Annotated in this window: 26 protein-coding genes and 1 pseudogene; 23 read left to right on the plus strand and 4 right to left on the minus strand. The window is 33.2% G+C overall.

The genetic code is table 11. From position 1 onward, the window contains the following. The 10 genes and pseudogenes from P7V56_RS10615 to P7V56_RS10660 all read left to right on the plus strand — a co-directional run bounded on the left by P7V56_RS10615 (position 1) and on the right by P7V56_RS10660 (position 11624). On the plus strand, positions 1–1245 hold the full coding sequence (locus P7V56_RS10615) for a type II restriction enzyme NmeDI-related protein (RefSeq protein WP_026726772.1): 1245 nt from the start codon (positions 1–3) through the stop codon (positions 1243–1245). Positions 1246–1255: 10 nt separating this feature from the next. Next, the gene (locus tag P7V56_RS10620; protein WP_026726771.1) at positions 1256–1816 is read left to right on the plus strand and encodes a helix-turn-helix domain-containing protein; all 561 of its coding nucleotides are present in this window, start codon (positions 1256–1258) and stop codon (positions 1814–1816) included. A gap of 78 nt (positions 1817–1894) precedes the next feature. Further along, complete coding sequence (locus tag P7V56_RS10625) at positions 1895–4432, plus strand: heavy metal translocating P-type ATPase (RefSeq protein ID WP_171221802.1); 2538 nt, start codon at positions 1895–1897, stop codon at positions 4430–4432. A gap of 18 nt (positions 4433–4450) precedes the next feature. Beyond that, a pseudogene (locus tag P7V56_RS10630) lies at positions 4451–4789 on the plus strand (MerC domain-containing protein); the annotation flags it as partial. Between the two features lie 51 nt (positions 4790–4840). Continuing rightward, complete coding sequence (locus P7V56_RS10635; RefSeq protein ID WP_229658308.1) at positions 4841–5059, plus strand: GDCCVxC domain-containing (seleno)protein; 219 nt, start codon at positions 4841–4843, stop codon at positions 5057–5059. Between the two features lie 93 nt (positions 5060–5152). Beyond that, entirely contained in the window at positions 5153–6025 is an 873-nt protein-coding gene (locus P7V56_RS10640) for a DUF2911 domain-containing protein (protein ID WP_171221803.1), read from the plus strand. A 4-nt stretch (positions 6026–6029) separates the two neighbouring features. Next, positions 6030–8804 carry a multicopper oxidase domain-containing protein gene (locus P7V56_RS10645; protein ID WP_240976601.1) on the plus strand — a complete coding sequence of 925 codons (2775 nt, stop codon included), beginning with the start codon at positions 6030–6032 and terminating at the stop codon, positions 8802–8804. Positions 8805–8906: 102 nt separating this feature from the next. Then, the gene (locus P7V56_RS10650) at positions 8907–9257 is read left to right on the plus strand and encodes a hypothetical protein (RefSeq protein ID WP_304986222.1); all 351 of its coding nucleotides are present in this window, start codon (positions 8907–8909) and stop codon (positions 9255–9257) included. A gap of 87 nt (positions 9258–9344) precedes the next feature. Then, entirely contained in the window at positions 9345–9959 is a 615-nt protein-coding gene (locus P7V56_RS10655) for an HD domain-containing protein (RefSeq protein ID WP_171221805.1), read from the plus strand. A gap of 1245 nt (positions 9960–11204) precedes the next feature. Beyond that, complete coding sequence (locus P7V56_RS10660; RefSeq protein ID WP_171221806.1) at positions 11205–11624, plus strand: DUF6943 family protein; 420 nt, start codon at positions 11205–11207, stop codon at positions 11622–11624. Positions 11625–11896: 272 nt separating this feature from the next. On the opposite strand, the gene P7V56_RS10665 is transcribed toward P7V56_RS10660, so the two are convergent. The 4 genes from P7V56_RS10665 to P7V56_RS10680 are packed head-to-tail and all read right to left on the minus strand — an operon-like array spanning position 11897 to position 13460. Beyond that, positions 11897–12073, minus strand: coding sequence for a hypothetical protein (locus tag P7V56_RS10665; RefSeq protein ID WP_171221807.1), 177 nt, complete (start codon positions 12071–12073; stop codon positions 11897–11899). Continuing rightward, positions 12063–12296 carry a hypothetical protein gene (locus tag P7V56_RS10670; protein ID WP_171221808.1) on the minus strand — a complete coding sequence of 78 codons (234 nt, stop codon included), beginning with the start codon at positions 12294–12296 and terminating at the stop codon, positions 12063–12065. The genes P7V56_RS10665 and P7V56_RS10670 overlap by 11 nt, the downstream gene beginning before the upstream one ends. A gap of 10 nt (positions 12297–12306) precedes the next feature. Beyond that, entirely contained in the window at positions 12307–12702 is a 396-nt protein-coding gene (locus tag P7V56_RS10675; protein WP_171221809.1) for a DUF5675 family protein, read from the minus strand. Then, the gene (locus P7V56_RS10680) at positions 12702–13460 is read right to left on the minus strand and encodes a hypothetical protein (RefSeq protein ID WP_171221810.1); all 759 of its coding nucleotides are present in this window, start codon (positions 13458–13460) and stop codon (positions 12702–12704) included. The genes P7V56_RS10675 and P7V56_RS10680 overlap by 1 nt, the downstream gene beginning before the upstream one ends. A gap of 1006 nt (positions 13461–14466) precedes the next feature. Here P7V56_RS10680 and P7V56_RS10690 point away from each other — a divergent pair. From P7V56_RS10690 to P7V56_RS10750, 13 genes are all read left to right on the plus strand, one after another. Continuing rightward, complete coding sequence (locus P7V56_RS10690; RefSeq protein WP_171221811.1) at positions 14467–15720, plus strand: site-specific integrase; 1254 nt, start codon at positions 14467–14469, stop codon at positions 15718–15720. Positions 15721–15853: 133 nt separating this feature from the next. Continuing rightward, positions 15854–16465: a TetR/AcrR family transcriptional regulator gene (locus P7V56_RS10695; protein WP_171221812.1), complete on the plus strand. Its 612-nt coding sequence runs from the start codon at positions 15854–15856 to the stop codon at positions 16463–16465. A gap of 3 nt (positions 16466–16468) precedes the next feature. Further along, a complete protein-coding gene (locus P7V56_RS10700) occupies positions 16469–17719 on the plus strand; it encodes a TolC family protein (protein WP_171221813.1) in 1251 nt (416 codons plus the stop codon). Between the two features lie 25 nt (positions 17720–17744). Beyond that, the gene (locus P7V56_RS10705; RefSeq protein ID WP_171221814.1) at positions 17745–18626 is read left to right on the plus strand and encodes an HlyD family secretion protein; all 882 of its coding nucleotides are present in this window, start codon (positions 17745–17747) and stop codon (positions 18624–18626) included. Positions 18627–18643: 17 nt separating this feature from the next. Beyond that, entirely contained in the window at positions 18644–19084 is a 441-nt protein-coding gene (locus P7V56_RS10710) for a hypothetical protein (protein WP_171221815.1), read from the plus strand. Beyond that, entirely contained in the window at positions 19081–19368 is a 288-nt protein-coding gene (locus tag P7V56_RS10715) for a cupin domain-containing protein (RefSeq protein ID WP_112112175.1), read from the plus strand. The genes P7V56_RS10710 and P7V56_RS10715 overlap by 4 nt, the downstream gene beginning before the upstream one ends. Then, positions 19368–20264, plus strand: coding sequence for an ABC transporter ATP-binding protein (locus tag P7V56_RS10720; protein WP_171221816.1), 897 nt, complete (start codon positions 19368–19370; stop codon positions 20262–20264). Before P7V56_RS10715 ends, P7V56_RS10720 begins: the two co-directional genes overlap by 1 nt. A gap of 8 nt (positions 20265–20272) precedes the next feature. After that, positions 20273–21007 carry an ABC transporter ATP-binding protein gene (locus P7V56_RS10725; RefSeq protein WP_112112173.1) on the plus strand — a complete coding sequence of 245 codons (735 nt, stop codon included), beginning with the start codon at positions 20273–20275 and terminating at the stop codon, positions 21005–21007. Positions 21008–21052: 45 nt separating this feature from the next. Then, entirely contained in the window at positions 21053–22159 is a 1107-nt protein-coding gene (locus tag P7V56_RS10730) for an ABC transporter permease (RefSeq protein ID WP_171221817.1), read from the plus strand. A gap of 91 nt (positions 22160–22250) precedes the next feature. Beyond that, positions 22251–23372, plus strand: coding sequence for an ABC transporter permease (locus P7V56_RS10735; RefSeq protein WP_171221818.1), 1122 nt, complete (start codon positions 22251–22253; stop codon positions 23370–23372). A 28-nt stretch (positions 23373–23400) separates the two neighbouring features. Next, positions 23401–24129, plus strand: coding sequence for an LOG family protein (locus P7V56_RS10740; RefSeq protein WP_171221819.1), 729 nt, complete (start codon positions 23401–23403; stop codon positions 24127–24129). Positions 24130–24233: 104 nt separating this feature from the next. Continuing rightward, positions 24234–25136 (plus strand): hypothetical protein, encoded by a 903-nt coding sequence (locus tag P7V56_RS10745; RefSeq protein WP_171221820.1) that lies wholly within the window; start codon positions 24234–24236, stop codon positions 25134–25136. 12 nt (positions 25137–25148) lie between these two features. Then, positions 25149–25997, plus strand: coding sequence for an RteC domain-containing protein (locus P7V56_RS10750; protein ID WP_171221821.1), 849 nt, complete (start codon positions 25149–25151; stop codon positions 25995–25997). The last annotated feature ends 50 nt before the right edge of the window (positions 25998–26047 follow it).

The raw sequence follows: 26047 nt of genomic DNA on the forward strand, positions 1-26047 counted from the left end.
ATGAACAATTTTAATCAAATAATACAGCAATACAAAAACGATACAGAGAGTGTTTATAATACTTGGTTTGTTGACAATGACCAACGGTTAAAGGCATTCAGAACTATCCGCCGCGGAATTATTCAGGTTGTTGAAGATATCAAAAACAAATCATTCCCAAACGATTTTAAAAATAGCAGCTTAGAATTTGTACTGAATTGCATTGCCGAGCAAAAACAGGTATTTGTTGGGGTTTCACATCCTTTTTATTGGAAACCAAAACTCCGAATTCCTGATATCTATGAAAATCAAACCAATAAAATTGCTTTTGGCCAATTCTTAGAAAATTGTATTAACGCAAAAAATGAAGAACAGGTACTTAAAGAAATTGTTAAACTGGACGAATTACGCATCAAAGGATTGGGGCCGGCCGTTGCCAGTATTTTGTATTTTTTGCACCCAACGTGGTTTCCTCCTTTCAACACGGCAATTGTAAATGGTTTTAATTTTTTATTCAAGGATAAAAAAAAATTGGGGAGCTGGAGTGAATACTTAAAAATTAGAGAGACACTACTGGAAACAAATTCAAAATTCAAATCGGAACTATCCAATGATTTAGGTGCAATCGCAGGATTGTGTTTTGAAATTGGGACTCAAAAAATGCTAATAGGAAATGATGATTATCTGAGTGAAGAAGAGCGTCATAAATTCGAAAAAAACATAGTAAAACGCCAAAAAGAAATTATCGAAGAAAAAAAAGAAGATAATCTGCATAGTGAAATGCAATACCATCTATTGAAAATTGGGGCATCATTAGGATTCGATGTTACACCGGCAAGTAATGATAAAAGCAAAGCTTTCAACGGACAAAATTTTTCTTTTATCTCTATAAATAAATTCCCTGAATTACCTTGTGACAAAGACACTCAGAACACCATCAAACTCATAGATGTTTTATGGTTTGAAAAAGGAACTGACAACATTATCGGAGCATTTGAAGTAGAAAAAAGCACTAGTATTTACTCTGGGATTTTGCGTCTTTCAGATCTTTATTTCAGTATTTCTGATGGTGATGAAGTATTTTATATCATAATCCCTGACAGTCGCGAAAAAGATGTCATTCAGCAACTCAATAGACCTGTTATAAAAAATTCAAAAATGAATATTAAATACATTCTCTTTTCAGAACTAAGAACCAATTGTGATGCAATTTGCAAATTCGGTACAGACCATTCGATCATGGATAAAATAGCAAAAACAATTTAATAACTCAATGATGAAGCTACACATTAAAAATATGGTATGCAGCCGCTGCAAGATAGTAGTAAAATCTGTATTTGAAAATATGGGCATCAATCCTGTTTCAGTTGATTTAGGTGAAGTTGAATTGAAAAATGACATTCAGGAAATCCAAAAAAACGAATTATTAAAAAAGCTTCATGCTGTAGGCTTTGATTTGATTGATGATAGGAAAAGCAAAACTATCGATAAGATTAAAACATTGATTATTGATTTGGTTCAAAATAAAAACAATCATTTAAAAACAAATCTATCCGAGTTTCTATTCCAAGAGCTACACCAAGACTATAATACCTTGAGCAACCTCTTTTCCGAAGTAGAAAACACAACAATTGAAAAATACTTCATTAATCTGAAAATTGAGAAAGTAAAAGAGTTGATCATCTATGATGAATTATCCCTAAGCCAAATAGCTTACTCTTTAAACTATAGTAGCGTTTCACATTTAAGTAATCAATTCAAAAAAGTAACCGGCTTTTCACCAACACACTTTAAGAATATAAAAACCATTAAACGAAAGCAAATCGAAGACTTATAAATCTTGCAAATCAAACCCAAAATTTTGCAAATACAAAAAGCAGTTATGATAGAAATTTGTATTAAAATAATATAAAAAATGATACATACTTACAGCATTACCGGAATGACTTGCGATGGTTGTCGCTCTAAAGTCGAGAAAGCATTGAATACTATTGATGGTATTGAAGCAAAAGTTTCATTAAGCCCACCAGTGGCCATAATTACTATGGACAAACACATTCCAACATCAAAGTTGCAGGAAGCACTGACGACTGTTGGAAAATACACCATAGAAATGAGCAATGATAAAACTACAGAAGATACTACAACTAATGAATCCGCTGCAAAGTCATGTTGTTCTACTCATGAGCATAATTATAAAAAAGAGGCTGTTATACCAACCAACGCCGCTGGTAAATATTATTGCCCAATGCATTGCGAAGGCGAAAAAGTCTATGACAAAGCGGGCGATTGTCCTGTGTGTGGAATGGATCTAGTCAAAGCACCTGAACTAACCGTAAACAAGACACTATATACTTGTCCAATGCATCCCGAAGTAATTAGTGAAACTCCGGGTTCCTGTCCTATATGCGGTATGGATTTAGTACCAATGGAACCAAGCGAAAGCGAAGACCAAAGGACTTATAAAGATTTGGTTAAGAAAATGAAAATAGCAGTTGTGTTTACAGTTCCCATTTTCGCCATTGCCATGATTGAAATGGCACACAATAATCCTTTATTGCAACTAATGGATGCGGACAAATGGAACTGGGTACAGCTTATTTTATCTCTTCCTGTTGTTTTTTATGCCTGTTGGGTATTTTTTGTCCGCGCCTGGAAATCAATTATTACTTGGAATCTGAATATGTTCACACTCATCGGAATTGGAACGGGAGTGGCATTTTTATTTAGTTTAGTCGGAATGTTTTTTCCGGATATTTTTCCAAGTGAATTCAAAACAGAACACGGAACTGTATTATTATACTTTGAAGCAACAACAGTTATTCTGACTTTAGTTTTGTTAGGACAATTACTCGAAGCAAGGGCACACAGCCAAACCAGCGGAGCTATCAAAGAATTATTAAAACTTGCGCCAACTGAAGCTACTTTGGTTATTGATGGCGGTGATAAAGTAATATCAATCCACGACATCAAAAAAGGCGATTTATTGAGGGTAAAACCCGGAGATAAAATTCCGGTTGACGGAAAAATAACCGATGGTGAAAGTAGTATCGATGAAGCCATGATTACCGGCGAACCAATACCTGTTGATAAGAAGAAAGGCGATAACGTAATTTCCGGAACAATAAACGGAAACAAATCTTTTGTAATGGTTGCCGAAAAAGTGGGTTCAGAAACCCTGCTTTCTCAAATCGTGCAAATGGTTAATGATGCTTCACGTTCCAGAGCACCAATTCAAAAGTTAGCAGATAGTATATCCAAATACTTTGTGCCAATTGTGGTTATCATATCAGTAATAACATTTTTTGTTTGGACAAAATTTGGTCCCGAACCGGCCTTAGTCTATGGTTTTATAAATGCAATTGCTGTATTAATCATAGCCTGTCCTTGTGCTCTGGGTCTGGCAACTCCCATGTCAGTAATGGTTGGTGTTGGCAAAGGAGCACAATCAGGCGTTTTAATAAAGAATGCCGAAGCTTTAGAGAACATGAATAAGGTTAATGTTTTAATTACCGATAAAACTGGTACCATCACCGAAGGAAAACCATCTGTCGAAAAAATTTATGCATCCAACAACAATGATAACGAACTATTGCAAAGTATCGCTTCTTTAAATCAACATAGCGAACACCCATTAGCACAGGCTGTTGTCAATTATGCTAAATCAAAATCCATTGTTTTAATCGAGGTAAAAGATTTTGAAGCTGTTGCCGGTAAAGGAGTTACAGGAACAGTTACCGGTAAAAAAGTAGCATTGGGTAATAAAAAATTAATGGAACAAGTCAAAGCAACAGTCGCTGCCGATTTAGAAAGCAAAATCATTACCGAACAAAAATTAGGTAAAACCGTTTCATACATTGCTATTGATGGCATTGCAGTTGGTTTTGTATCAATAACAGACGCCATTAAAACCTCCAGCAAAGATGCCATAAAAGAGTTAATGCGCCAAGGTGTCGAAGTAATCATGATGACTGGTGACAATGTCAATACAGCCAAAGCAGTTGCAGATGAATTGGGATTAGCTTCATACAAAGCAGGATGCTTACCCGAAGATAAACTCAAAGAGATTAAAAGATTACAAGCTGAAGGCAAAATTGTGGCCATGGCAGGTGATGGCATTAATGATGCTCCGGCCTTAGCACAAGCCAACATAGGAATTGCTATGGGAACAGGAACAGATGTAGCTATCGAGAGTGCCAAAATAACTCTGGTCAAAGGCGATTTACAGGGTATCGTAAAAGCCAAGAATTTAAGCCATGCTGTTATGAGAAATATTAAACAAAATCTATTTTTTGCCTTTTTCTATAATGTACTTGGTGTCCCAATTGCAGCTGGTGTGTTATATCCGGTTTTCGGAATTTTACTATCTCCTATGATTGCAGCTTTGGCAATGTCTTTCAGCTCCGTATCTGTTATTATCAATGCCTTGAGACTAAGAGGTTTAAAACTATAATAATTAACGATAACACGAATGAAACTAAAAAATAACATAGATAAATTAGGAACAATCGGGATGTTCTTTACAGCATTGCTTTCGCCTTGCTGTTTCCCTCTTTTTGCATTTGTAGCATCTGCTTTAGGTTTAGGTAGTTTTGAACTTTTTGGAGGTTGGACAATGTGGATTTTTCAAGGGATGGTCCTATTATCTTTAGTTGGCTTTTTTCTTTCCTATCGCCTGCATAGATGCCTATATCCTTTGTTGATAGCTATTCCAAGTACAATAATCATTTTTTACAGCTATTACTTTTGTAATAATGATTATCAGTCCTATTTTTTATATACTGGTATGTTCGGGCTTCTTATCGCTACAATAGTCAATTATCATAGAAACAAACTTCACTATGGCTGTAATACTTGCACGATGTACAACGGTAAATCAGTAGAACTGAAATCAAAAATAACATGTCCACATTGCGGTCACAAAAAAGAAGAAATGATGCCTACTGATGCTTGTCAATTCTTCTATGAATGCGAAAACTGTAAAAAAATAGTGAAACCTAAACAAGGTGATTGTTGTGTTTATTGCAGCTATGGCACTGTAAAATGTCCACCTATTCAATCAGGTGAAAAGTGCTGCTAAAAATAGTACAGGGCAGCATGCGGAAGCTAACAAAATGAAAGCTAAGCTTAAAGAATTAGATTAATATTCCAACATATTTAAAAATTAAAATAAATGAAAAAAAACATCCTATTAAGCTTTATGCTTTTGCAATCTGTAATACTGTCAGCACAAGACAAAGTTCAAATTAGAGTAACTGCAGCTAGCCCTGCAGCATCGTATGAGCAAGAAGTGGGTAGCGCAAAAATAAAAATTTCATATAGCAGACCTTTAGTCAGAGGACGAAAAATATTTGGGGAGTTAGTACCATTTGATAAACTTTGGCGAACAGGGGCAAGTGATTGTACTGTAATAACTACTTCCGAAGATATTTCATTTGGCAACAATGTATTAAAAACAGGTAGTTACTCAATATTCACAATTCCTTCAATCAATGAGTGGACTATTATCATCAACACAGACACCACTTTACATGGCGAGACTGGTTATGATGAAAAAAAGGATGTAATGCGTTTCAAAGTCCCTGTCGAAAAAAGCACTAACTTCTATGAAACATTTACAATCGATTTAAATGACATCAACAGTAAGGGTGAAGCATTCCTGAAAATACTTTGGGAAAATACGATGGTTAAAATACCAATAAAAAGCCAAGAAGATGATACGATAGTAGCATTGATAGACCAACATATCATAAAAGGAAAAACCCAGGATGCCAATTTATTGTTTCAGGCAGCTAATTATTATTACAGCACAAATAGAGATTATAAACAGGCAATAATTTGGCTTTTGGAAGCAGAAAAATTGAACCCTGAAAATTTCTATTACCCAAATTTAAGACAAAAAATAGCATCCGAATTAAAAGATTACACTAATGCAATAGCAGCAGCAAAAAGAGCGATTGCTTTAGCTGATAAGGAAAAAATGAAAACTACCATCGAGACACTAAATAAGCGAATTGCGGATTGGGAAATATTGTTAAAAAAATAAAGTCATGAAAACCAAACTATCAATTATCGTTTTTCTGTTTTTTATAAATCATTTTGTTACGGCTCAGGGTAATGCACAACAAACTTTTTATACTTGTGTAATGCACCCCGAAATCCATTCACCCAAACCTGGGAAATGCCCAAAATGTGGAATGGCATTGGTAAAGGAAAAACCAAAAACCGTTGCACCCGTTAAAAAGCCGGCTCCTGAAAAAACCAAAGCTCCTGCCGCAGAAAAAGCAGTACCGGCCAAAGGACACGATATTAACAATATGGAAAAGGATAAACCACAACAAACTTTTTATACTTGTGTAATGCATCCCGAAATCCATTCTCCTAAGCCTGGCAAATGCCCAAAATGCGGAATGGCATTGGTAAAAGAAAAACCAAAAGCCGCTGCACCTGTTAAAAAAGAAGAACCCCAAAAGGCAAAGTCTGTTGACGATAAAACAGATGCACATAAAGGCCACGACATGAAAAACATGGAAAAGGAGGCTGTTAAGCCTCCTGCCAAAAAAAGAGTGATAAAAGATGAGCCACCAAAAGTGGTAAGGTATGATTTGTATATTCGCGATACAGTCGTCAATTTTTCAGGAAAATTACGAAGAGCAATAGCGGTAAACGGGCAAATACCAATGCCTACCTTAACCTTTACCGAAGGGGACACTGCAGAGATTTATGTCCATAACGAACTCGATGAAGAAACCTCGTTACACTGGCATGGTTTGTTTTTACCTAATAAGGAAGACGGTGTACCTAACCTTACCCAAATGCCAATAAAACCCCATAGTACTTACAAGTATTCTTTTCCAATCCGTCAGCACGGCACCCACTGGTATCATAGCCATTCCGGATTACAGGAACAAATAGGCATGTATGGTTCGTTTGTAATGAATAAAAGAAACTCCGATCCCAATTTTCGAGAGGGAATAGACGACCTCCCGACAATTCCGATTGTATTAAGCGAATGGACCGATATCAAACCTGAAAATGTTCACAGGATGCTCCACAATGCCTCAGATTGGTTTGCAATAAAAAAAGGCACGACCCAAAGCTATGCCGAAGCCATAAAACAAGGTTATTTCAAGACCAAAATTGTTAATGAATGGAAACGAATGAACGCCATGGACGTAAGCGATGTGTATTATGAGAAGTTTTTAATCAATGGTAAAAATGAAAGTCAGCTTTCACAGTTTAAAGCAGGCGATAAAGTAAGATTACGTGTTTCAAACGGCGGAGCTTCCAGTAATTTTTGGCTTACCTATGCCGGAGGCAAAATTACTGTTGTCGCAAGTGATGGTAATGATGTTGAACCTGTTGAAGTAGACCGTTTGCTAATTGCAGTTTCTGAAACCTATGATGTTATCCTAACCATTCCCGCAGAGAATACATCCTATGAATTTTTAGCCACACCCGAAGACAGGACAAAGTCTGCGTCAATATACATTGGCAATGGTATCAAGCAACTTATTTCGCCTTTACCCAAATTGAAATATTTTGAAGGAATGCAAATGATGAACGATATGATGAAAATGAATGGAGACCTTGACGATATGGGAATGCAGATGTCATTGAACCAAATGGACATGAATGCCGTAATGTATCCCGAGATTACAGGCCCTCAAAAAAAAGATTCCGAAGAAATGCCAGTAGATGTGAAAAAGGAGAAAATTAATGAAGAAACTCCCAGCAAAGATAAGCCCTCCGAGAACCACGACATGCACAATATGGAAAACAAGTACAACCCCAATGAGCTTGCCGATATCGTAACATTAAATTATGCAATGCTAAAATCTCCAACAAGTACTGCACTCTCAAAAGATGCTCCAATTAGGGAACTCAAATTTGAACTTACAGGCAATATGAACCGCTATGTGTGGAGCCTGGATAACAAAGTAGTTTCAGAATCCGATAAAATCCTGATTAAAAAAGGCGAGATTTTGCGCATTGTTCTACATAACAATTCCATGATGCGCCACCCAATGCACCTGCATGGCCACGATTTTAGGGTTATTAACGGCAATGGTGATTATGCACCTATGAAGAACATAATGGATATTATGCCAATGGAAACCAATACAATTGAATTTGCCGCAAGTGAAGATGGAGGGGATTGGTTTTTTCATTGCCATATTTTGTATCACATGATGAGCGGAATGGGCAGGGTTTTTAGCTATGAAAATTCACCTCCAAACCCCGAAATCCCAAACCCAAAATTGGCACAACGAAAATTATTTGCCGATGACCGAAAATTTCATTTCATGGCCGAAAACGATTTTGCCACTAACGGCAATGACGGTATGGCAATGTTTAGTAATACGCGTTGGAGTATCGGAACAGAATGGCGATTGGGTTACAATGACCATCATGGTTACGAAACAGAAACACATATTGGTAGGTATATTGGCAAAATGCAATGGTTGATGCCATTCATTGGTTTCGATTGGCGCTACCGCAAAATGGATGAAGGTGATATGGAAAGAAACATATTCGGACAATCCAATACCAAAGACAAACGTGCTGTTTTAAGCGCGGGTATTGAATATACTTTACCAATGCTAATTAAAGCACAGGCCGAGGTATTTACTGATGGTAATTTTAGGTTTCAATTAGAACGAACGGATATCCCAGTCTCCAAAAGAATAAGAATGGATTTGATGTGGAATACTGATAAAGAATACATGGCAGGATTGCGATACATCTTCACAAGGAATTTAAGTGCCAGAACCCATTACGACAGCGATATGGGGTTTGGTGTCGGTTTGAATTTGAATTATTGATGAATTGTGACTCCACACTTCTTAATAAAGACTCTCAAAAATCATATGGAAATTAAAAATTTTATATATTAGCTAACTGATTAATAATCAATAAAAAAACCTATGAAATACAAAAAAACTTCAATCATCGCAACAGCATTTGCAGTCATGTTTATAGCAAGCTGCAATAGCTCCGACGACGCTGAAACAGAAAATACTGCCGCAGCAGAAGCTATGACAGTATCCTTAAATAAAATGGTTGAATCTAATGTTCAATTGAACATTCACCACAGTGGCCCTTTATACCATCATCATGACAGTATTTTTCATCACCATGATTCAATTTATGTACATGAGCATAATAATTACCATCACGGTGATACCATACATCATCATTCCGGCGGACAGCACAATGAAACGCACCACCATCAACATGATTCTATAGTGGTATCACACCATAACATTGCTCATTAATCTTTTATTAATCAAAAAAACGCTCCACCTACATGGAGCGTTTTTTAATTCATCATTAAAGAGTAACTTTACCCTCTTTCTTTTCTAATGCTAACAGATACATTTTTACAACTCGTAAACAAATATTCCAATAATAACGAATTGGCCACTAATCTGTGGTTGGAAATATTCACAAAATATTCTGACCCGAAGAGGCAATACCATACTATTGATCATTTAGAAGCAATAATTGTTGATTTGACCGAAATAAAAGACAAGATTGAAGATTGGGATACTACGCTGTTAGCGGTTTTTTACCATGATATAATCTACAAAGCATCGAGTAGTACCAATGAAGGCGACAGCGCAAAACTGGCAATGCAAAAGCTTTCTGAAATTGGTTACCCAGCTGAAAAAATTGCAAAATGCGCCAACATGATATTGGCAACCAAACTACACGAAATATCTCAAGACAATGATACAAATTACTTTATAGACGCTGATTTAGCTATATTAGGCAGAGGTCAATATGAATATCAAAAATATACCGAGCAGATCCGGGAAGAATATTCAATCTATCCCGATTTTATGTATAACAACGGAAGAAAAAAAGCCCTTCAACATTTCCTTCAAATGGACGCCATATACAAAACAGATTATTTTTTCGAAAAATACGAAAAACAGGCAAGATTAAATATCAGTAATGAACTCGAAACATTATAGAAAGAGACGAATAGCTTTCTTTTGCCACTCCTTCCCAACGCTCCTAAAAAAATTACCGTCACAGTTATTGGTACAATAACACGTACACTGCGTGACTTGCGCCGGTAATTTTTTCTCCAAAGCTTCTTTACATAACGTGGCGTTATGGCTCATTATGAACACCCTGCTTCTAGAAGTACCTTGTCATGAGCCATAACAACATTATGTAAAAAAGCCGCGCACTCTCTGCTTAACGAGAACGAAAGGCGGTGGCTCCAGGACAACTTTTTTTAAAACTTCCTCGCACCACCCGGTTTTAAAAAAACCATCCTTCGCCACCGCCATTGACAACCTTTTCTATTTCAGTTGAGTCAATTCGGTTATTAGCAATTCAAATCACGTATCGGGTAGCGGTTTTTATCAGCTAACCATTTAAATCGGTAGTGTTTGCATTGCTTTTATGAGTGCCTTCCCGTTTAACTTACAACAAAACTACTGTATACTTCCCTCTGATTTCTTAACACTACTCTCGGCACCCATAAAACCAAATACCAAGCAAGAGTATCATTTTTCATTTGCTCAGAACTACCACATAAATTGCTTCCACGGCCAGCCGATGCCTCAACATTTCATAACATACTTTCTGTTTACAGAACACTGCAAACTCTAAACTTATGACAAGGCATCGGCTGCCCACGAAATCAATCAGAAACCCCACAGTAAGCAAATAAAAAATTATACACTTGCCAGAACCACCGCTGAAAAAAATAGGTAGTATTTGCATAGCTTTTATGAGTGCCTTCCCGAGTACATTACAACTATACTGCTAAATACTGCCTTCTGATTACTGAACATTGCTCAAGGCACACATAAAACCTAACAAAGGAAAGAGTATAAAATCCGTACCGGAATTTTATACCCTTTCCCAAACCCTGCAATGGATTCCCACCCATCTTTCAAAACAACAATGAATTCGGAATCAAAAAAAAAATAAAAAAAGACTGCAAAGGTAAGTTCCGGGTATTCAAAAAAGCAAGTTCAAGCCCTTCGGGTTTCGGGTAAAATCTCCACCCACACAATTCCAAACACATTATATTTCAATTAGACGATTACTGATTCGTTCACCACTCGGGTAGTATTTTACCCGAAAAACTTGCTTTATTGAAACCCTCCACTTGGACGACCGGCTTTCTTTTTTTCTCTTTTTTCTTTTGAAAAAATTTTGTGTGCGAAGCATAGCGGAGCACTTCACGTAAAGCCGAAACCATGACGAATTACATCATTAAATCACACAGAATGGGTACTTCTTACTCAAGACCTCACATTTTCATCCTGAACAAAGGGATGAACAGCGGAAAGCCCAATAAAGAGCCTTACGCGAACAGTTTCGTTATCATATTCCAACAAGACGAGGATTGCGAAAACTACTATTTTGTTGCTTTTAGCTTGTGGCAAACAAAATTTTGGCACCAATTTTTAATCGGTTCTGTCATTCCTTTTTTGCGCTTAAAGGATTTTAAAAAAGAATTCAATGAAAGAGCCAAAACTATGATGGAGGAACACGAGCAGCACCTGAAACACATTGCAGCTTTGAAACTGTTGGAACAAAAAGAAAAGCAGTTCCACGAAAATATAAACCTTATAAATGAAATGAGGAGAGTAATTCTATACCGCTATTGCAAATAATCAACTAAAAACACACACTATGACACTATTCATTTTATACCAAACGGACATTTGGAAATCGAAAACCTCTCGCGTTTTCTTTGGCGTTTTTGACTGTCGAACAAAAGCAACTGACTGCGCAAGATATCACGGACTAGTTACTAATACTTCTGCAGTCGTAATCGAGGAAGTAATTCTGAACTTATGTGAGGAATGCCAATAAAAAAAGCCTGGTCTCTTTAGACTAGGCTTTCATCTTGTTTAACCCAAAGGTCACCACAACTAAGGTTAAACTATTCTTTGTGCTTCTTTAAAATTCTCTTTAGGACTAAAGACACTGTAAAACTGACAACGGCGCCTAATCCGGCTAAAACAATCGTTTTAAGAACATCTGCAGAGTGAATATTTGGCACTATACTTAAAAATGTTCCTCCGGCCGTACCTATAAAAGTAGAATTATTAGTTGTCATGCTCCACTTTTTGAGGATGTTCCTCTTTTGTTGTGAGCTGACTTACTGCCGAGAGAACTCCTCCGGCTACTGCCACATAACCACCAACAGTAATTACTGCTGCAGGTAAAGTTATCGGAGCAGTCAAAATGGTTCCACCAACAGCTGCCAATGCTAAACCAATATTTCGAAGCACTTTAAAAAATTTCGGAGTCGGCGACTTTGCTCTTTTAATTACATTCATATAAATGGAATTAAGATTTAACAATCAATTCGACACTTTCATTTTGGTCTAGTGACTTGTAAATTATGTCTTTTAAGCGATTAAATGCTTTACGGGACAATAATCCTAATCCTGGACCTGAAAGTTTCGTTACAGGAGCAATACAGCCATTCAATTCTTTTAAGGCATTATTGGCAGGGTGAAGCAAAATCAAAGTTCTGTTTTCAACTCCAATAATTTCCATATGCCAACCAAATTTAGTGCTGTACCGCTTTTTAATAAAATATTTCCCCTCCGGAATACAGGAAACTCTCCTCACATTGTTTTTCCAAGGCAATTCAATTGTTTTACAAACTACTTTGCCCTCACATTTGAGTATTCCATTAGTTCCTTCGGGGAAATAAGTTCTGGTCAATTCAAGAACCATTACACACCGCTGTCAACTTTCACAATAGCCAACGGATTGAATGCACCATTTTTCAAAGGGTACATTTGCCCATTGATTTCCTGAAAGAATTCAACTCCCAAAGCCAAAAACAATGGCTTTGTACTGGCAGCTGTTACTGCATTAGTTTGACTAATAGCAGCAGTTGCAGTAGCATCCCATGGCAAAATTGCTGTTTCAGAGGTCGCAACCACATACGTTTCAGCTTCAAAATCCACTTCGGCACCGGCAGAGATGATTTTAAAGTGAGTGGTTCCGCTAGGAGCTGCAAGCATATTTGAAGGAACAAATGATGCTAAATCAACTTTGATTTCACCTAAGGCGCGGTCAATAGCACCAACATAAGGTGCATACAAACTCGTTCCCAGTTTACCTCTGATATTGAATTCAAAACCGAATAACAATTCAGCCTCTCCATCAATAACATTTCGCAATCCTCTGTCGCTAACCGTGTCAGCTTGGATTACTTTTACCATGGCTTGCGTCAATCGGCTTACCATTCTGCCATCGGCAGAGTTAAGCAACAATGGGCGCAGTGCAGTTCTCAAAAGCTTTCCGGCTTTCCCGGCTCGCCCGAACTCCGAACCATTCTCACGGGTTCTTTGAAACGCAGGATCGCTCGCGATTCTGCTGGCATCAATGCCACCTTTCTCACGCGCCAAGTGTCCGTCTTGGGTTTTATAAAAGGTAATATCTCCGATAGTACCTTTCAATTTAATTATGCCTTTCTGTCTGGCCATAACTTTAAAATTTTAATTAATAACTAATGTTCAAACTCCGTCAATCCAAATCCTGTTGCAACACTTTCCGACTGATTCGAGAACAAAGTTTACACTTAAAATAATGATTATAAATGCATCACTATTCCAAATGTCAACTAATGGAATAAATGACATTATTAAACAAAGAAGTCACCTAAAATTCACCTCAAAACATCAAAAACGAACACTTAAAATCAAAAGGAATATTCACTAACTTTAAACATCAAAAGGATTCTATCACAGTGTATTCAAATCCTAGTCAAAGCCATATCAAAAGCATAGATAAAGTATGAAATCAGAAAATAAGAGATTGTGTATCTACCCAAAGGATATACAGCGCATAACCGGCAAGAGTTACCGCCAAAGTCTAAGACTACTCAATAAAATAAGAAGGGACCTTAGCAAGCTCGAGAATGAGTTAGTGAGCATTGAAGAGTTCTGTAATTACACAAGCTTGAAATATGAACAAGTAATGACTTTAATTATTGATTAAAATAGCTTTTCAATTTCTTTAATTCTATCATAACTAGTTCATTTTTTGACTGTAAAATGATGACTAATCAAACGGATTTTTGTATATTTGAAATATCAATACAGGTACTAAATTGAGTTAAATTTAAAGGTGCACAATTCGGTGCACTCATTCTGATAGATACTGCGAAGTCAATAAATACAAGGGGTATAATGATTTTAATCAATCCCTCTTTCTCCGCCAGCCGAAAGACAAATTAAATTAAAACCCTTAAAATCGTATGATTTTAAGGGTTTTTTCTTTTTATCACATATCAAATTATTCATTCATTCGTGAACCTAAAGGGATAAAATCGGTTACCCTAAAAAATCCAAAACTTGGGTAACCGATTTTTATTTCAGACTAGTATTCACAAGGCTTTACAACCAGTTCAACAACCAGTTTAAAAACTGTACATCTTGTGGATTAGTCATATTGAAGTTAAATTTAATAACAACTAAAAAGGTCACCACAATGAAAACAAAAGTATCAACTCTCTTTTATGCAAAGAAAGCAAAAGCAGCTGCAAACGGTTTAATTCCTATTTACATGAGAATTACTATCAACGGTAAGCGTATCGAGTTAAGTACAAACCGATTTATAGAAATTTCAAAATGGTCAACAGAAGCAGGTAAAATGAAAGGGACTTCAGAAGAAGCTCGTTCAATAAATAATCATCTTGATTTACTTAAAAATCAAATCAGAGATGCTGAAATGGAGTTAATCTATAAAAAGATAACAATAACAACCGAAATATTTAAAAGCAAACTATTAGGAGTTGATGAAAGAGCAAGAATGCTAGTTCCAATATTCCAAGACCACAACAACAAAATAAAAGAGCTTGTTGGAAAAGAATACGCTCCGGGAACATTAGAACGCTACACTACTTCACTCAAGCATACTATTGAATTCATGCAATGGAAATACAATATTTCCGATATAGATATCACAAAGATTGATCATGCCTTTATAACCGATTACGAGTTTTGGTTAAGAAGTGTCAGAAACTGTGCTAATAACACAGCAGTTAAATACCTTAAAAACTTCAATAAAATAATCAAGCTTTGTTTAGCCAATGATTGGATTGATAAAAACCCATTTGCAAACTATAAATCAAAAGTCAAAGATGTTGAAAGAGTTTATCTTACTGAAGCAGAAATCCAATCAATAATTGAAAAAGATTTCAAAACAGAAAGACTATCACTAGTTCGTGATATCTTTCTTTTTAGCTGCTTTACAGGTTTGGCATACATTGATGTCAAAAACCTAACAAAGTCGCATATAAGCTTCGGTATTGATGGCGAAAAATGGATATTCACTCACAGACAGAAAACAGAAAGTGCATCCAAAATTCCAATCCTTCCAGTTACTCAAATGATAATCGACAAGTACAAAAATCATCCGCAATGTAATAACGAAGATAAACTACTGCCTATTTTATCCAACCAAAAAATGAACGCTTATCTAAAAGAAATAGCCGGAGTTTGTGAAATTGAAAAAGAATTAACTTTTCATATTGCTCGACATACTTTTGCTACTACTGTGACACTTACCAATGGCGTTCCAATTGAAAGTGTGAGCAAAATGCTTGGGCATAAAAATTTAAGAACTACACAACATTATGCTAAAGTTTTAGATAGAAAAGTTAGTGATGATATGAAGATTTTAAAAGATAAATTTTCAATTTTAGACAATAATATATTGAAAAAATCTTCAGTCACAAGCTAAACATTTCTAGTAATCAATGCTATTTAAAGCTATTAAGACTTTATTATTTGTTAAAAAAAGCATAAACACCATTTTAGTAACTTTATTTTAGTAATTTTGTTAACCAAATAGTTAAACTATATAATTAAACAATATGGATAAAATTAAAACTGAAAATACTGAAACTGAAATATTAATAGCTGCAAAAGAAATCTTTCAGCAAAAAGGAATGGCAGGTGCAAGAATGCAAGAAATAGCAGATAAAGCAAAAATTAATAAAGCATTATTACATTATTATTATAGAAGCAAACAATTATTATTTGAAGCTGTTTTCAAAAGTGCTTTTTCGCTTTTAGCACCACAATTAAATAAAGTGCTAAATGATGATAGTGACTTATTTGAAAAAATACGAAAGTTCACTGAAAATTATGTTTCGTTTGTAATCAAACATCCCTATTTACCAAATTTTGTAATACAAGAATTAAATAAAAACCCAGAATTTGTTCAAAAGCTTCGCTCTGAAAAAAATTTTCCTTCCATTGAAAAATTTAAACTTCAAGTAAGTGATGCTATAAATCAAGGAATTATCAAACCAATCGAAGCCGAACAGCTATTTATCAATATTATCTCTTTAAATATTTTTCCTTTTATCGGAGAACCGCTATTAATGGCACTTGTTAATATGGATAAAGAAAGCTATAATAAAATACTAGAAAATAGAAAAACGGAAGTGGCTGAGTTTATCATTAATTCAATAAAAATATAAATTATGAAAACTAAGTTAATCATACTGATAGTATTGTCTATATCAATATATGCTAATGCACAACAGACTTTAACCTTGGAAGATTGTTACTCATTAGCTACAAAAAATTATCCTTTATCAAAACAAACAGGATTAATACAACAAAAATCAAGTTATGAAATTGAAGCATTAAGCAAAGGAAAATTACCAAAAATCGATGTAAATGCACAAGCAACTTATCAATCTGAAGTAATAGGATTACCTACTTCACTACCAGGAGTTCAATCTTTAAATAAAGATCAATATAGAGCAACTTTAGATGTAAATCAATTAGTATACAATGGTGGAATAATTGATGCAAATACTAAATTAAAAGAAGCACAAACCAAAACACAACAGCAACTAATTGAAGTTAGCTTATATCAAATAAAAACTCGAATTAATCAATATTTCTTTTCTGTTTTGTTACTTCAAGAAAAAAAGGCACTACTATCTTCAAAAAAAGAGTTATTAACTTCCAAAGTTAAGGAAGTGAAATCAGGAGTCAAATTTGGAGCAATTCTTCCATCATCAGAACAGGTTTTAGAAGCAGAAATTATTAAAATAAACCAGCAGTTAACCGAAATTAAATTTGAAAACATCAAATTATTAAATAACCTTTCAGAATTAACTTTTTCAGATATTGATACCGAAACAACTTTAATACAACCAGTATCATATCCAAATAGCACTAATACAACAAGACCTGAAATTGCTTTTTATGATTTACAAAATCAGCAATTAGAGTTCTCGAAAAGTGTACTATCTAAATCAAATCTTCCAAAAATAAATGCTTTTGGTCAAGCGGGTTATGGTAATCCTGGATTAAACATGTTAGACAATTCTTTTCAACCATTTTATGTTGTTGGCCTAAAAGCGAATTGGAATATTTTTGATTGGGGCAAAACCAAAATAGATAAAAAAGCATTGGATATATCTAAAGAAATAGTAACATCTGAGAAAGAAACATTTGAATTAAATAACAAAATACAATTAGAAGAGCAAGATTTTGAAATTAAAAAATTAGAACAACTGCTGCTTTCTGATACCGAAATAATTCAAATACGTGAAAAAGTTATTAAATCCTCAGATGCTCAATTAAAAAATGGTGTGATAACATCGTCTGAATATCTTATAGAATTAACCAATTTATTTGAAGCAAAAAATATTTTGAAAACGCATGAAGTTCAATTAGCAGCTGCTAAATCAAATTACGAAATAATTAAAGGAAAATAAAATAGTACCCGAAAAATTTAAAAAAATGAAAAAAATAAGCATAATAATTTTAGCAACGATAGGGCTAATTTCTTGTAACAAAAATAACGACAAAGCTGACGGTTATGGGAATTTTGAAGCAACTGAAATAACTATTTCTTCAGAAGCTAACGGTAAAATAGAGTTTTTAAAAGTCGAAGAAGGAGATGAATTAAAATCTCAATTACAAGTAGGATTAGTTGATACATTACAATTACATTTTGCGAAACAACAATTAATTGCCTCTAAAAGCACCATATCGTCAAAATCCGCAAATGTAATATCGCAAAAAAGCGTCTTAAATGAACAATTAAAAACAGCTAAATTAGAGAAAAACCGAATCCGTAATATGTATTCTGAAAATGCTGCAACTAAACGACAAGTAGATGAAATTGAAGGAAAGGTAAAAGTTATCGAAGAGCAAATTAAAAGTGTCGGAACTCAAAACGCACCTATTTTAAATGACTTAAAATCGATAGATGTACAAATTGCTAGAATCAATGATCAAATAGCAAAAAGTAAAATTATTAATCCTATTAATGGAACTGTTTTAACTAAGTATGCTGAACCAGGCGAAATAACAGCATTTGGAAAACCACTATACAAGATAGCTGATATTTCTGAAATGACTTTGCGAATCTATGTAAGCGAAACACAGTTGTCAAAAATAAAAGTTGGACAAAATGTATCGGTAAAAATTGATGCTGAAAAAGATATGAAATCATATCAAGGAAATATTTCATGGATTGCATCTTCGGCAGAGTTTACTCCTAAAATTATTCAAACAAAAGAAGAACGAGTAAATCTCGTTTATGCCGTAAAGGTAAAAGTAAAAAATGATGGCAGACTAAAAATCGGAATGCCAGCAGAAATGTGGATTAAATATTAATTAAAAAATTACAAGAAATGTTAAAAATAAAAATTGCCTTTTTAGCTACAGTTGTATTACTCATTTTCTCTTGTAACACGAAATCAAAAGAAGAAAAAACTACTGAAATTAAAACTGAAGAACACCAACATTCTGAAAGCGAAACAATTCAATTAAACAATGGTGAAAAATGGAAGGTAGATGATAATATGATGCTACACATTCGTAATATGGAAAAAGATGTAGTCCATTTTGACCAAGAAAAAGGCACTAATTATTCATTATTAGCTAATAAATTAAAGACAAATATTGATATACTAACATCAAATTGTACCATGAAAGGACAAGCTCATGACGAACTTCACAAATGGTTAGTTCCATATATAGAATTAGTCGATTCGTTTTCTAAAGAAAAATCAGCAAATCAGTTTACAGAAATTCAAAATTCGTTTAAAACATTTAATCAATATTTCCAATGATTTTAAAAAACTTACATACCGAAAATAAACCAGTTCAAACACAATTATTATTTGAACCAAAAGACGCTAAAGTAATTTCATTGCAAATAGCAAAAGGCGAAACACTTAAAGAGCACGTTTCAAAAATACCTGCATTGTTAGTTTGCATTACAGGAAATGCTGTTTTTACTGATGATAAAGGAACAGTCGTTAATCTCAATTCAGGCACTTATGTAATGATTGAAGAAAATGTAAAACACGCAATAAAAGCAATTGATGAAAGTAATTTCTTATTGATGAAATAATGAGTATTGCTGTAAACAACATATCAAAATATTACAAAAAATTAAAAGCAGTCGAAAACATTACTTTTAATGTAAATGACGGAGAATTATTTGGTTTAATTGGACCTGATGGCGCAGGAAAAACAACTATTTTCAGAATACTTACTACGCTTTTAGTTGCCAATGAAGGAAGTGCTGAAGTAGCAGGTTTTGACGTAGTCAAACAACTCAAAGAAATCAGAAACTCTATTGGCTATATGCCAGGAAAATTCTCGCTATATCAAGATTTAACTGTTGAAGAAAATCTACATTTTTTTGCCACTATTTTCGGAACCACAATTGAGGAAAATTATGATTTAATTAAAGACATATACATTCAAATTGAACCATTCAAAGACAGAAGAGCAGGTGCTCTTTCGGGCGGAATGAAACAAAAATTAGCATTATGTTGTGCGTTAATTCATGCTCCAAAAGTATTATTTCTTGACGAACCAACTACAGGAGTTGATCCCGTTTCTCGAAAAGAATTTTGGATAATGCTAAAAAGATTGCAACAAAAAGGCATTACAATATTAGTTTCAACACCCTATATGGATGAAGCTTCTCTTTGCGATAGAATTGCATTAATTCAAAAAGGCAAAATTTTAAAAATAGAAACACCAGAAAATATCATTAACAACTACGAAAAAGTAATTTATGATGTACAAGCAAAAAACACACACGGATTGATTCACGATTTAAAAAATTATCCTAATCAATACAGTGTTTATGCTTTTGGTGAGTTTGTACATTACATAGATAAAAATGCAACTTTCAATCCAAACGATTTACAAACCTATTTGAAAAATAAAAATCATACGGATATAATTATTAAACCTGCTACAATAACCATTGAAGATGTTTTCATGGACTTATAAACAAAAAAATGGAAAGAGAAAAAATAATATCTGTAAAAAATTTAACAAAAGAGTTTGGCCATTTTACTGCTGTAAAAGGCATTTCATTTGATGTTTATAAAGGAGAAATTTTTGGTTTTTTAGGAGCCAATGGAGCAGGGAAAACAACAGCTATGAAAATGTTGATTGGAATTTCAAATCCTACTTCAGGTGAAGCCAATGTTGCAGGTTTTGATGTTCACTCACAAGCCGATATGGTAAAAAAAAGTATTGGTTATATGAGCCAAAAGTTCTCAATGTATGATGATTTAACTATTAAAGAAAACATTACTTTTTTTGGTGGAATTTATGGATTATCAAGAATACAAATCAAACAAAAAATCGCACAATTAATAGAAGAATTAGAACTTCAAGAAGTAGCAAATAATTTAGTAGGTTCGTTACCATTGGGTTGGAAACAAAAATTGTCATTTTCAGTTGCATTACTGCACGAGCCAAAAATTGTTTTTCTCGATGAGCCAACAGGAGGCGTTGACCCAATAACCCGAAGACAATTTTGGGAAATGATTTATACACAAGCTTATAAAGGTACTACCATTTTTGTAACCACACATTACATGGATGAAGCAGAATATTGTGACCGTGTTTCTATTATGGTTGACGGCTCTATTGAAGCTTTAGACACCCCAAAAAATTTAAAACAACAATTCAAAGTAGATTCTATGAATGATGTTTTTTTAAAATTAGCAAGGAATATAGAATAATAAATCACTACAACACTTGAAACTTAAACTAGAAACAAAAAACAAATGAAAAGATTTATCGGATTTGTAAAAAAAGAATTCTACCATATTTTCAGAGATAAACGTTCTTTGTTTATTCTGTTTGGTATGCCGATTGCCCAAATTTTATTGTTTGGTTTTGCCATAACAAATGAAATTAACAATGTTGACATTGCCATTTTAGACCAATCAAATGATATAGAAACACAAAAAATTATCTATAAAATAAAAGCATCACCCTATTTTAATGTTGAAAACCAAATTGAAAAAGAAAGCGACATAGAATCAGAATTTAAAAAAGGAAAAATCAAGGCAGTTCTTATTTTCGAACCAAATTTTAGTAAAAATCTAGAAACCAAAAAAGTAGCAGTAGTTCAAGCAATTACCGATGCGACCGAACCTAATGTTGCCAACACAATTGCAAATTATACCTCAGCAATTATACAAAATTATCAATCGCAAAAAAAACAATCCAATAGTAATCCGGTAAAGGTTGAAGTACAATCGAGAATGTTTTATAATCCAGAACTCAAAAGTGTTTTTAATTTTGTTCCAGGTGTAATGACCGTTATTCTAATGCTTGTTTCAGCTATGATGACCTCTATTTCTATCACACGAGAAAAAGAATTAGGCACTATGGAAATTCTTTTAGTTTCTCCATTAAAACCATTTCAAGTAATTATTGGAAAAGTATTTCCTTATATTTTTCTTTCCATTATCAATGCAATCGTAATATTAACATTAGGCTATTTTGTGTTCAAAATGCCTATAAATGGAAGCATCTTTTTGTTAGCTTTTGAAAGTATATTATTTATCATTTCTGCTCTTTCATTGGGGATATTAATTTCTACCGTTTCTAATTCTCAACAAACCGCAATGATGTTATCATTAATGGGTTTGATGCTACCAGTAATTATTCTATCAGGATTTATATTTCCTATAAATAGTATGCCTTTACCCATGCAAATAATCAGTAACATCATACCTGCAAAATGGTTCATTATTATTGTAAAAGCCATTATGCTCAAGGGAGTCGGAATTCAATATATATGGAAAGAAACCCTTATATTAATTGGAATGACCGTGTTTTTTATAACATTAAGTATCAAAAAATATAAAATTAGATTAGAATAATTTTTAGGAGCTATTTCCTGCTTTCCGCTCCAATCTTTTCTATTTTAAAAAGAAAAGGATTTCTACTGCAATCAGGGCTAAAAATCAAACAATGAAAACAATATTATTCATCATACAAAAAGAATTCAAGCAAATTTTTAGAGATAAAAGTATGCTACAACTGATATTTATTTTGCCCATTTTACAATTATTAATTTTGTCAAATGCAGCCACATTCGATGTTAAAAATATTGTAATAACCTTTGTTGACAATGACCAAAGTCGGGAATCAAGAGATTTAATAAATTCGTTTAAATCCTCAACCTATTTTAAAGTTACAGAACCCTATTTTTCTGAAAAAGAAGCTATCCAAGAAATGCAAAAAGGAAAAACCGACATTATTGTAAATATTCCAATTCACTTCGATCGTGACCTTCAAAAAGACCAAAAAACAACTATTTCAGTAAGTATTAATGCTATAGATGCTGCAACAGCAGGTGTTGAAAATGTATATGTAACACAAATCATAAATACATACAATCAAAATATTCAAATGCAGTCCAACTATTTTTCAGGAAACAAAGAAATACCTCAAAATATTATGGTTATACCGTCTTTTTGGTACAACAAAACCTTGAACTACAAAACCTTTATGGTTCCAGGTATATTGGTTTTATTGGTTACCATGCTTACTTTATTTCTGTCATCAATGAATATAGTTAGAGAAAAAGAGTTAGGTACATTGGAGCAAATTAATGTAACACCAATAAAAAAATATCAGTTTATTATTGGAAAATTATTTCCGTTTTGGGTGCTTGGATTAGTGATTTTGACTGTTGGCTTACTTATAGCTAAAGTTGTTTTTAATGTTCCTATGCTAGGTAATATTTTCCTTGTTTATGGATTTACATCAATGTATTTACTATTAATTTTAGGATTCGGACTATACATATCTAATCATACCGAAACCCAACAACAAGCTATGTTTATTGCGTGGTTCTTTATGGTGATTTTCATATTAATGAGTGGTTTATTTACACCTATCGAAAGTATGCCAAAATGGGCACAAAGCTTAACATTGTTAAACCCTATTCGATATTTTGTAGAGTTCATAAGAATGGTTCTACTAAAAGGATCTGGATTTTATGAAGTATTACCAAATCTATTAATTGTTACCGGATTTGCAGTATTTGTAAACGGCATGGCGGTTTGGAGTTATAAAAAATCAAATTAGAAGTTTAAGTTTTTAAAAAGTATTAAAAATGAATGGTAATAAATTAGTTACGAATGAATCTTTATTCTTTCGAGGTCCGCTATCGAGATTTAAAGAGCTAATATTCACATTTAGGGTTCAAATTAATTTTATAAGAGCATTTAGAAAATTACATTTCCTTGGTCCATGCGTAACTATTTTTGGTTCGGCTCGATTTACACCAGAATCAGAACATTATAAAAACGCAGAAAAAATTGGTGCAGAAATTTCTAAATTAGGTTTTACAATAATGACAGGTGGCGGACCAGGAATAATGGAAGCCGCAAATAAAGGAGCATTTGAAAATGATGGTTATTCTGTTGGTTGTAATATTGTATTGCCAAGAGAGCAAAAACCAAATCCATATTTACATAAATGGATAGATATTCCTTATTTTTTTGTTCGTAAAGTTGTTCTGATAAAATATTCGTATGCCTTTGTAGTAATGCCAGGTGGAGTTGGTACTTTAGATGAATTATTTGAAGCACTTACATTGATACAAACTAAAGTAATTAAAAACTTTCCGATAATTATTTTTGATTCAGATTATCATAAAGAACTTTGTCATCATATTAAAATTATGCTTGAAAATGAAAGCATCAGTCCAGAAGATATGAAGCTCCTTTTTGTAACTGATTCTATTCCTGATTTAATTACACATCTTGAAACGCATGCAATCAAAAAATTTGGGTTAGTAAATAAACAATATAAACCAAAATGGTGGTTTTTAGAAAATTAAAACAATTCTTGTCTATGTCTTTTTTAATTAATACTAAAATGTAGAAAAATATTATTTTCTTTCTTGTAAAATATCTGAAAATATAGACGAATTAGCAATAAAATATGAAAAAGAATATAGTATTAGTTTTTATTATTGTAATAACGACCATAACTTCAGCTCAAACTAAAGTAGATACAACAGCAATTCTATCTTTAGATAAAATAGCACAAGTTAACCAAGGAGAAAGTTATGTTACATTTCCTTTTGATATTGGTAATTTAGAACCCTTACTATTTGAAGCAAATGTTAGTCCTAATTTTAAAATTCGAGAACGTAAAGATTCAAGATTAATGGCAGTACTTACCTCTCAAATCATTATAAGAATGTTTGATGAATATTCATATCCAGTAAAAACACCCAGTTATATTCCTCAAATAGCATTTTATTTTCTAACAGGACATAAAGAATCAGCCAATAAATTAACACTTTTTGGTAAAATTGCACATCATTCGAATGGTCAAAACGGAAATTTCTATACCGAAAATGGAGATATCAATTTACAATCAGGAAACTTTGCAACTAATTATATAGAACTTGGATTTTTAAAATCATCATATAGTCAAAACTTGAAAGCTTTCAAATTTATAAAAAGCTCATTTGAAATCCACCCAAAGAGTTGGATGTTAGAGGAACTTCATGGTCAATATAGCGGATTGCGATGGCACAATACCTTTTTAGCTTATAAACTTCCTATGAAAACAAATCCACTTCCAAACGAAAAACAAAGAGCAAACTTCTCAATTAAAGCTGAAACGACAATAATGTTAGATAATTTTAATAATTGGAACTATTTTGACGCCAAAAGATTAAATGCAAGTCTAATTCTCTATTATCACCCAAAATTCTTAGAAGATATTGGCTTTTTTGTTCAATTCTATCATGGTATGGATTATTATAATATTTATTTTCAACATCAAATCAATACAATCCGTTTTGGTATTATGACAGAGGTTTTACGTTTTTAAAATATTTTAGAATTGAATTTAAAAATAAACACATTACTTTCAGACTTAAATGAACAGCTGAATTTTATAGATATAGAAATTGATGATACAATTAATCGATGCGAAAAAGCAATTGATATTATAATAGTTTCAATTCAAAAACTTAAAATTTTGTTTCTCAAAGAAAAATTTAAAAATCAAGAACAAGAAATAGATTTTTTCAAAAATATAAAACCAAAGTTTACTTCAAAATTTATATACTATAATATAATTTATAAAATCGAAACAAAAAAACCTTATGGTGGTGAAAGAATTGTAAAAAAATACCTCAACAACGAATTACAAAAACTAAAAACATATTTCGATAATAATTTAGACTTTTATAAATATTATAGAACAGGTAATAACTATCTTGATTTTAAATATTTTGTTCGTGGTAAATTCGATATAAAACTAACCATAGATAGTTTCTTTTTTGAAGTTGATCATAATTTTTCAACTTCTCATGATTTTAAAGTAGCTAAAATTTTGGCACATGATTTAGTACAAGTATATTTAGAAAATAAATTAATAGAAATAAACAACAAAAGTGTTAAAGAAAAATCACAACACAATCACAACGCAAAACTAACTTGGACAGCTCCTAAAGTTGCACTAATTGAATTACTTTACGCATTACAATCAGAAAAAGTTTTCAACAATGGATCAACTGATCTTAAAGAAATAGCTGAATATCTCGAAAATATTTTCAATGTTGATTTAGGACAATACCGAAGAACTTTTCTTGAAATTCGAGTTCGCAAGACGGAAAGAACCAAATTTTTAAATACTTTAAAAGAAACTTTAGAGAAAAGAATGAATAATTCTGACGAACCAATTTAATTTTAGATTTGTCCTATTTTAAATAAAATCGTTCACAACTCTGTTTGCGT

Origin of the sequence: Flavobacterium sp. IMCC34852 (assembly GCF_030643905.1) — a bacterium.
Taxonomy (GTDB): Bacteria; Bacteroidota; Bacteroidia; order Flavobacteriales; family Flavobacteriaceae; genus Flavobacterium; species Flavobacterium rivulicola.

Bases quoted from the DNA above. Each gene is read 5' to 3' on its own strand.
- P7V56_RS10615 (WP_026726772.1), top strand. From the start codon at position 1: ATGAACAATTTTAATCAAATAATACAGCAATACAAAAACGATACAGAG.
- P7V56_RS10620 (WP_026726771.1), top strand. From the start codon at position 1,256: ATGAAGCTACACATTAAAAATATGGTATGCAGCCGCTGCAAGATAGTA.
- P7V56_RS10625 (WP_171221802.1), top strand. From the start codon at position 1,895: ATGATACATACTTACAGCATTACCGGAATGACTTGCGATGGTTGTCGC.
- P7V56_RS10635 (WP_229658308.1), top strand. From the start codon at position 4,841: ATGTACAACGGTAAATCAGTAGAACTGAAATCAAAAATAACATGTCCA.
- P7V56_RS10640 (WP_171221803.1), top strand. From the start codon at position 5,153: ATGAAAAAAAACATCCTATTAAGCTTTATGCTTTTGCAATCTGTAATA.
- P7V56_RS10645 (WP_240976601.1), top strand. From the start codon at position 6,030: ATGAAAACCAAACTATCAATTATCGTTTTTCTGTTTTTTATAAATCAT.
- P7V56_RS10650 (WP_304986222.1), top strand. From the start codon at position 8,907: ATGAAATACAAAAAAACTTCAATCATCGCAACAGCATTTGCAGTCATG.
- P7V56_RS10655 (WP_171221805.1), top strand. From the start codon at position 9,345: ATGCTAACAGATACATTTTTACAACTCGTAAACAAATATTCCAATAAT.
- P7V56_RS10660 (WP_171221806.1), top strand. From the start codon at position 11,205: ATGACGAATTACATCATTAAATCACACAGAATGGGTACTTCTTACTCA.
- P7V56_RS10665 (WP_171221807.1), bottom strand. From the start codon at position 12,073: ATGACAACTAATAATTCTACTTTTATAGGTACGGCCGGAGGAACATTT.
- P7V56_RS10670 (WP_171221808.1), bottom strand. From the start codon at position 12,296: ATGAATGTAATTAAAAGAGCAAAGTCGCCGACTCCGAAATTTTTTAAA.
- P7V56_RS10675 (WP_171221809.1), bottom strand. From the start codon at position 12,702: ATGGTTCTTGAATTGACCAGAACTTATTTCCCCGAAGGAACTAATGGA.
- P7V56_RS10680 (WP_171221810.1), bottom strand. From the start codon at position 13,460: ATGGCCAGACAGAAAGGCATAATTAAATTGAAAGGTACTATCGGAGAT.
- P7V56_RS10690 (WP_171221811.1), top strand. From the start codon at position 14,467: ATGAAAACAAAAGTATCAACTCTCTTTTATGCAAAGAAAGCAAAAGCA.
- P7V56_RS10695 (WP_171221812.1), top strand. From the start codon at position 15,854: ATGGATAAAATTAAAACTGAAAATACTGAAACTGAAATATTAATAGCT.
- P7V56_RS10700 (WP_171221813.1), top strand. From the start codon at position 16,469: ATGAAAACTAAGTTAATCATACTGATAGTATTGTCTATATCAATATAT.
- P7V56_RS10705 (WP_171221814.1), top strand. From the start codon at position 17,745: ATGAAAAAAATAAGCATAATAATTTTAGCAACGATAGGGCTAATTTCT.
- P7V56_RS10710 (WP_171221815.1), top strand. From the start codon at position 18,644: ATGTTAAAAATAAAAATTGCCTTTTTAGCTACAGTTGTATTACTCATT.
- P7V56_RS10715 (WP_112112175.1), top strand. From the start codon at position 19,081: ATGATTTTAAAAAACTTACATACCGAAAATAAACCAGTTCAAACACAA.
- P7V56_RS10720 (WP_171221816.1), top strand. From the start codon at position 19,368: ATGAGTATTGCTGTAAACAACATATCAAAATATTACAAAAAATTAAAA.
- P7V56_RS10725 (WP_112112173.1), top strand. From the start codon at position 20,273: ATGGAAAGAGAAAAAATAATATCTGTAAAAAATTTAACAAAAGAGTTT.
- P7V56_RS10730 (WP_171221817.1), top strand. From the start codon at position 21,053: ATGAAAAGATTTATCGGATTTGTAAAAAAAGAATTCTACCATATTTTC.
- P7V56_RS10735 (WP_171221818.1), top strand. From the start codon at position 22,251: ATGAAAACAATATTATTCATCATACAAAAAGAATTCAAGCAAATTTTT.
- P7V56_RS10740 (WP_171221819.1), top strand. From the start codon at position 23,401: ATGAATGGTAATAAATTAGTTACGAATGAATCTTTATTCTTTCGAGGT.
- P7V56_RS10745 (WP_171221820.1), top strand. From the start codon at position 24,234: ATGAAAAAGAATATAGTATTAGTTTTTATTATTGTAATAACGACCATA.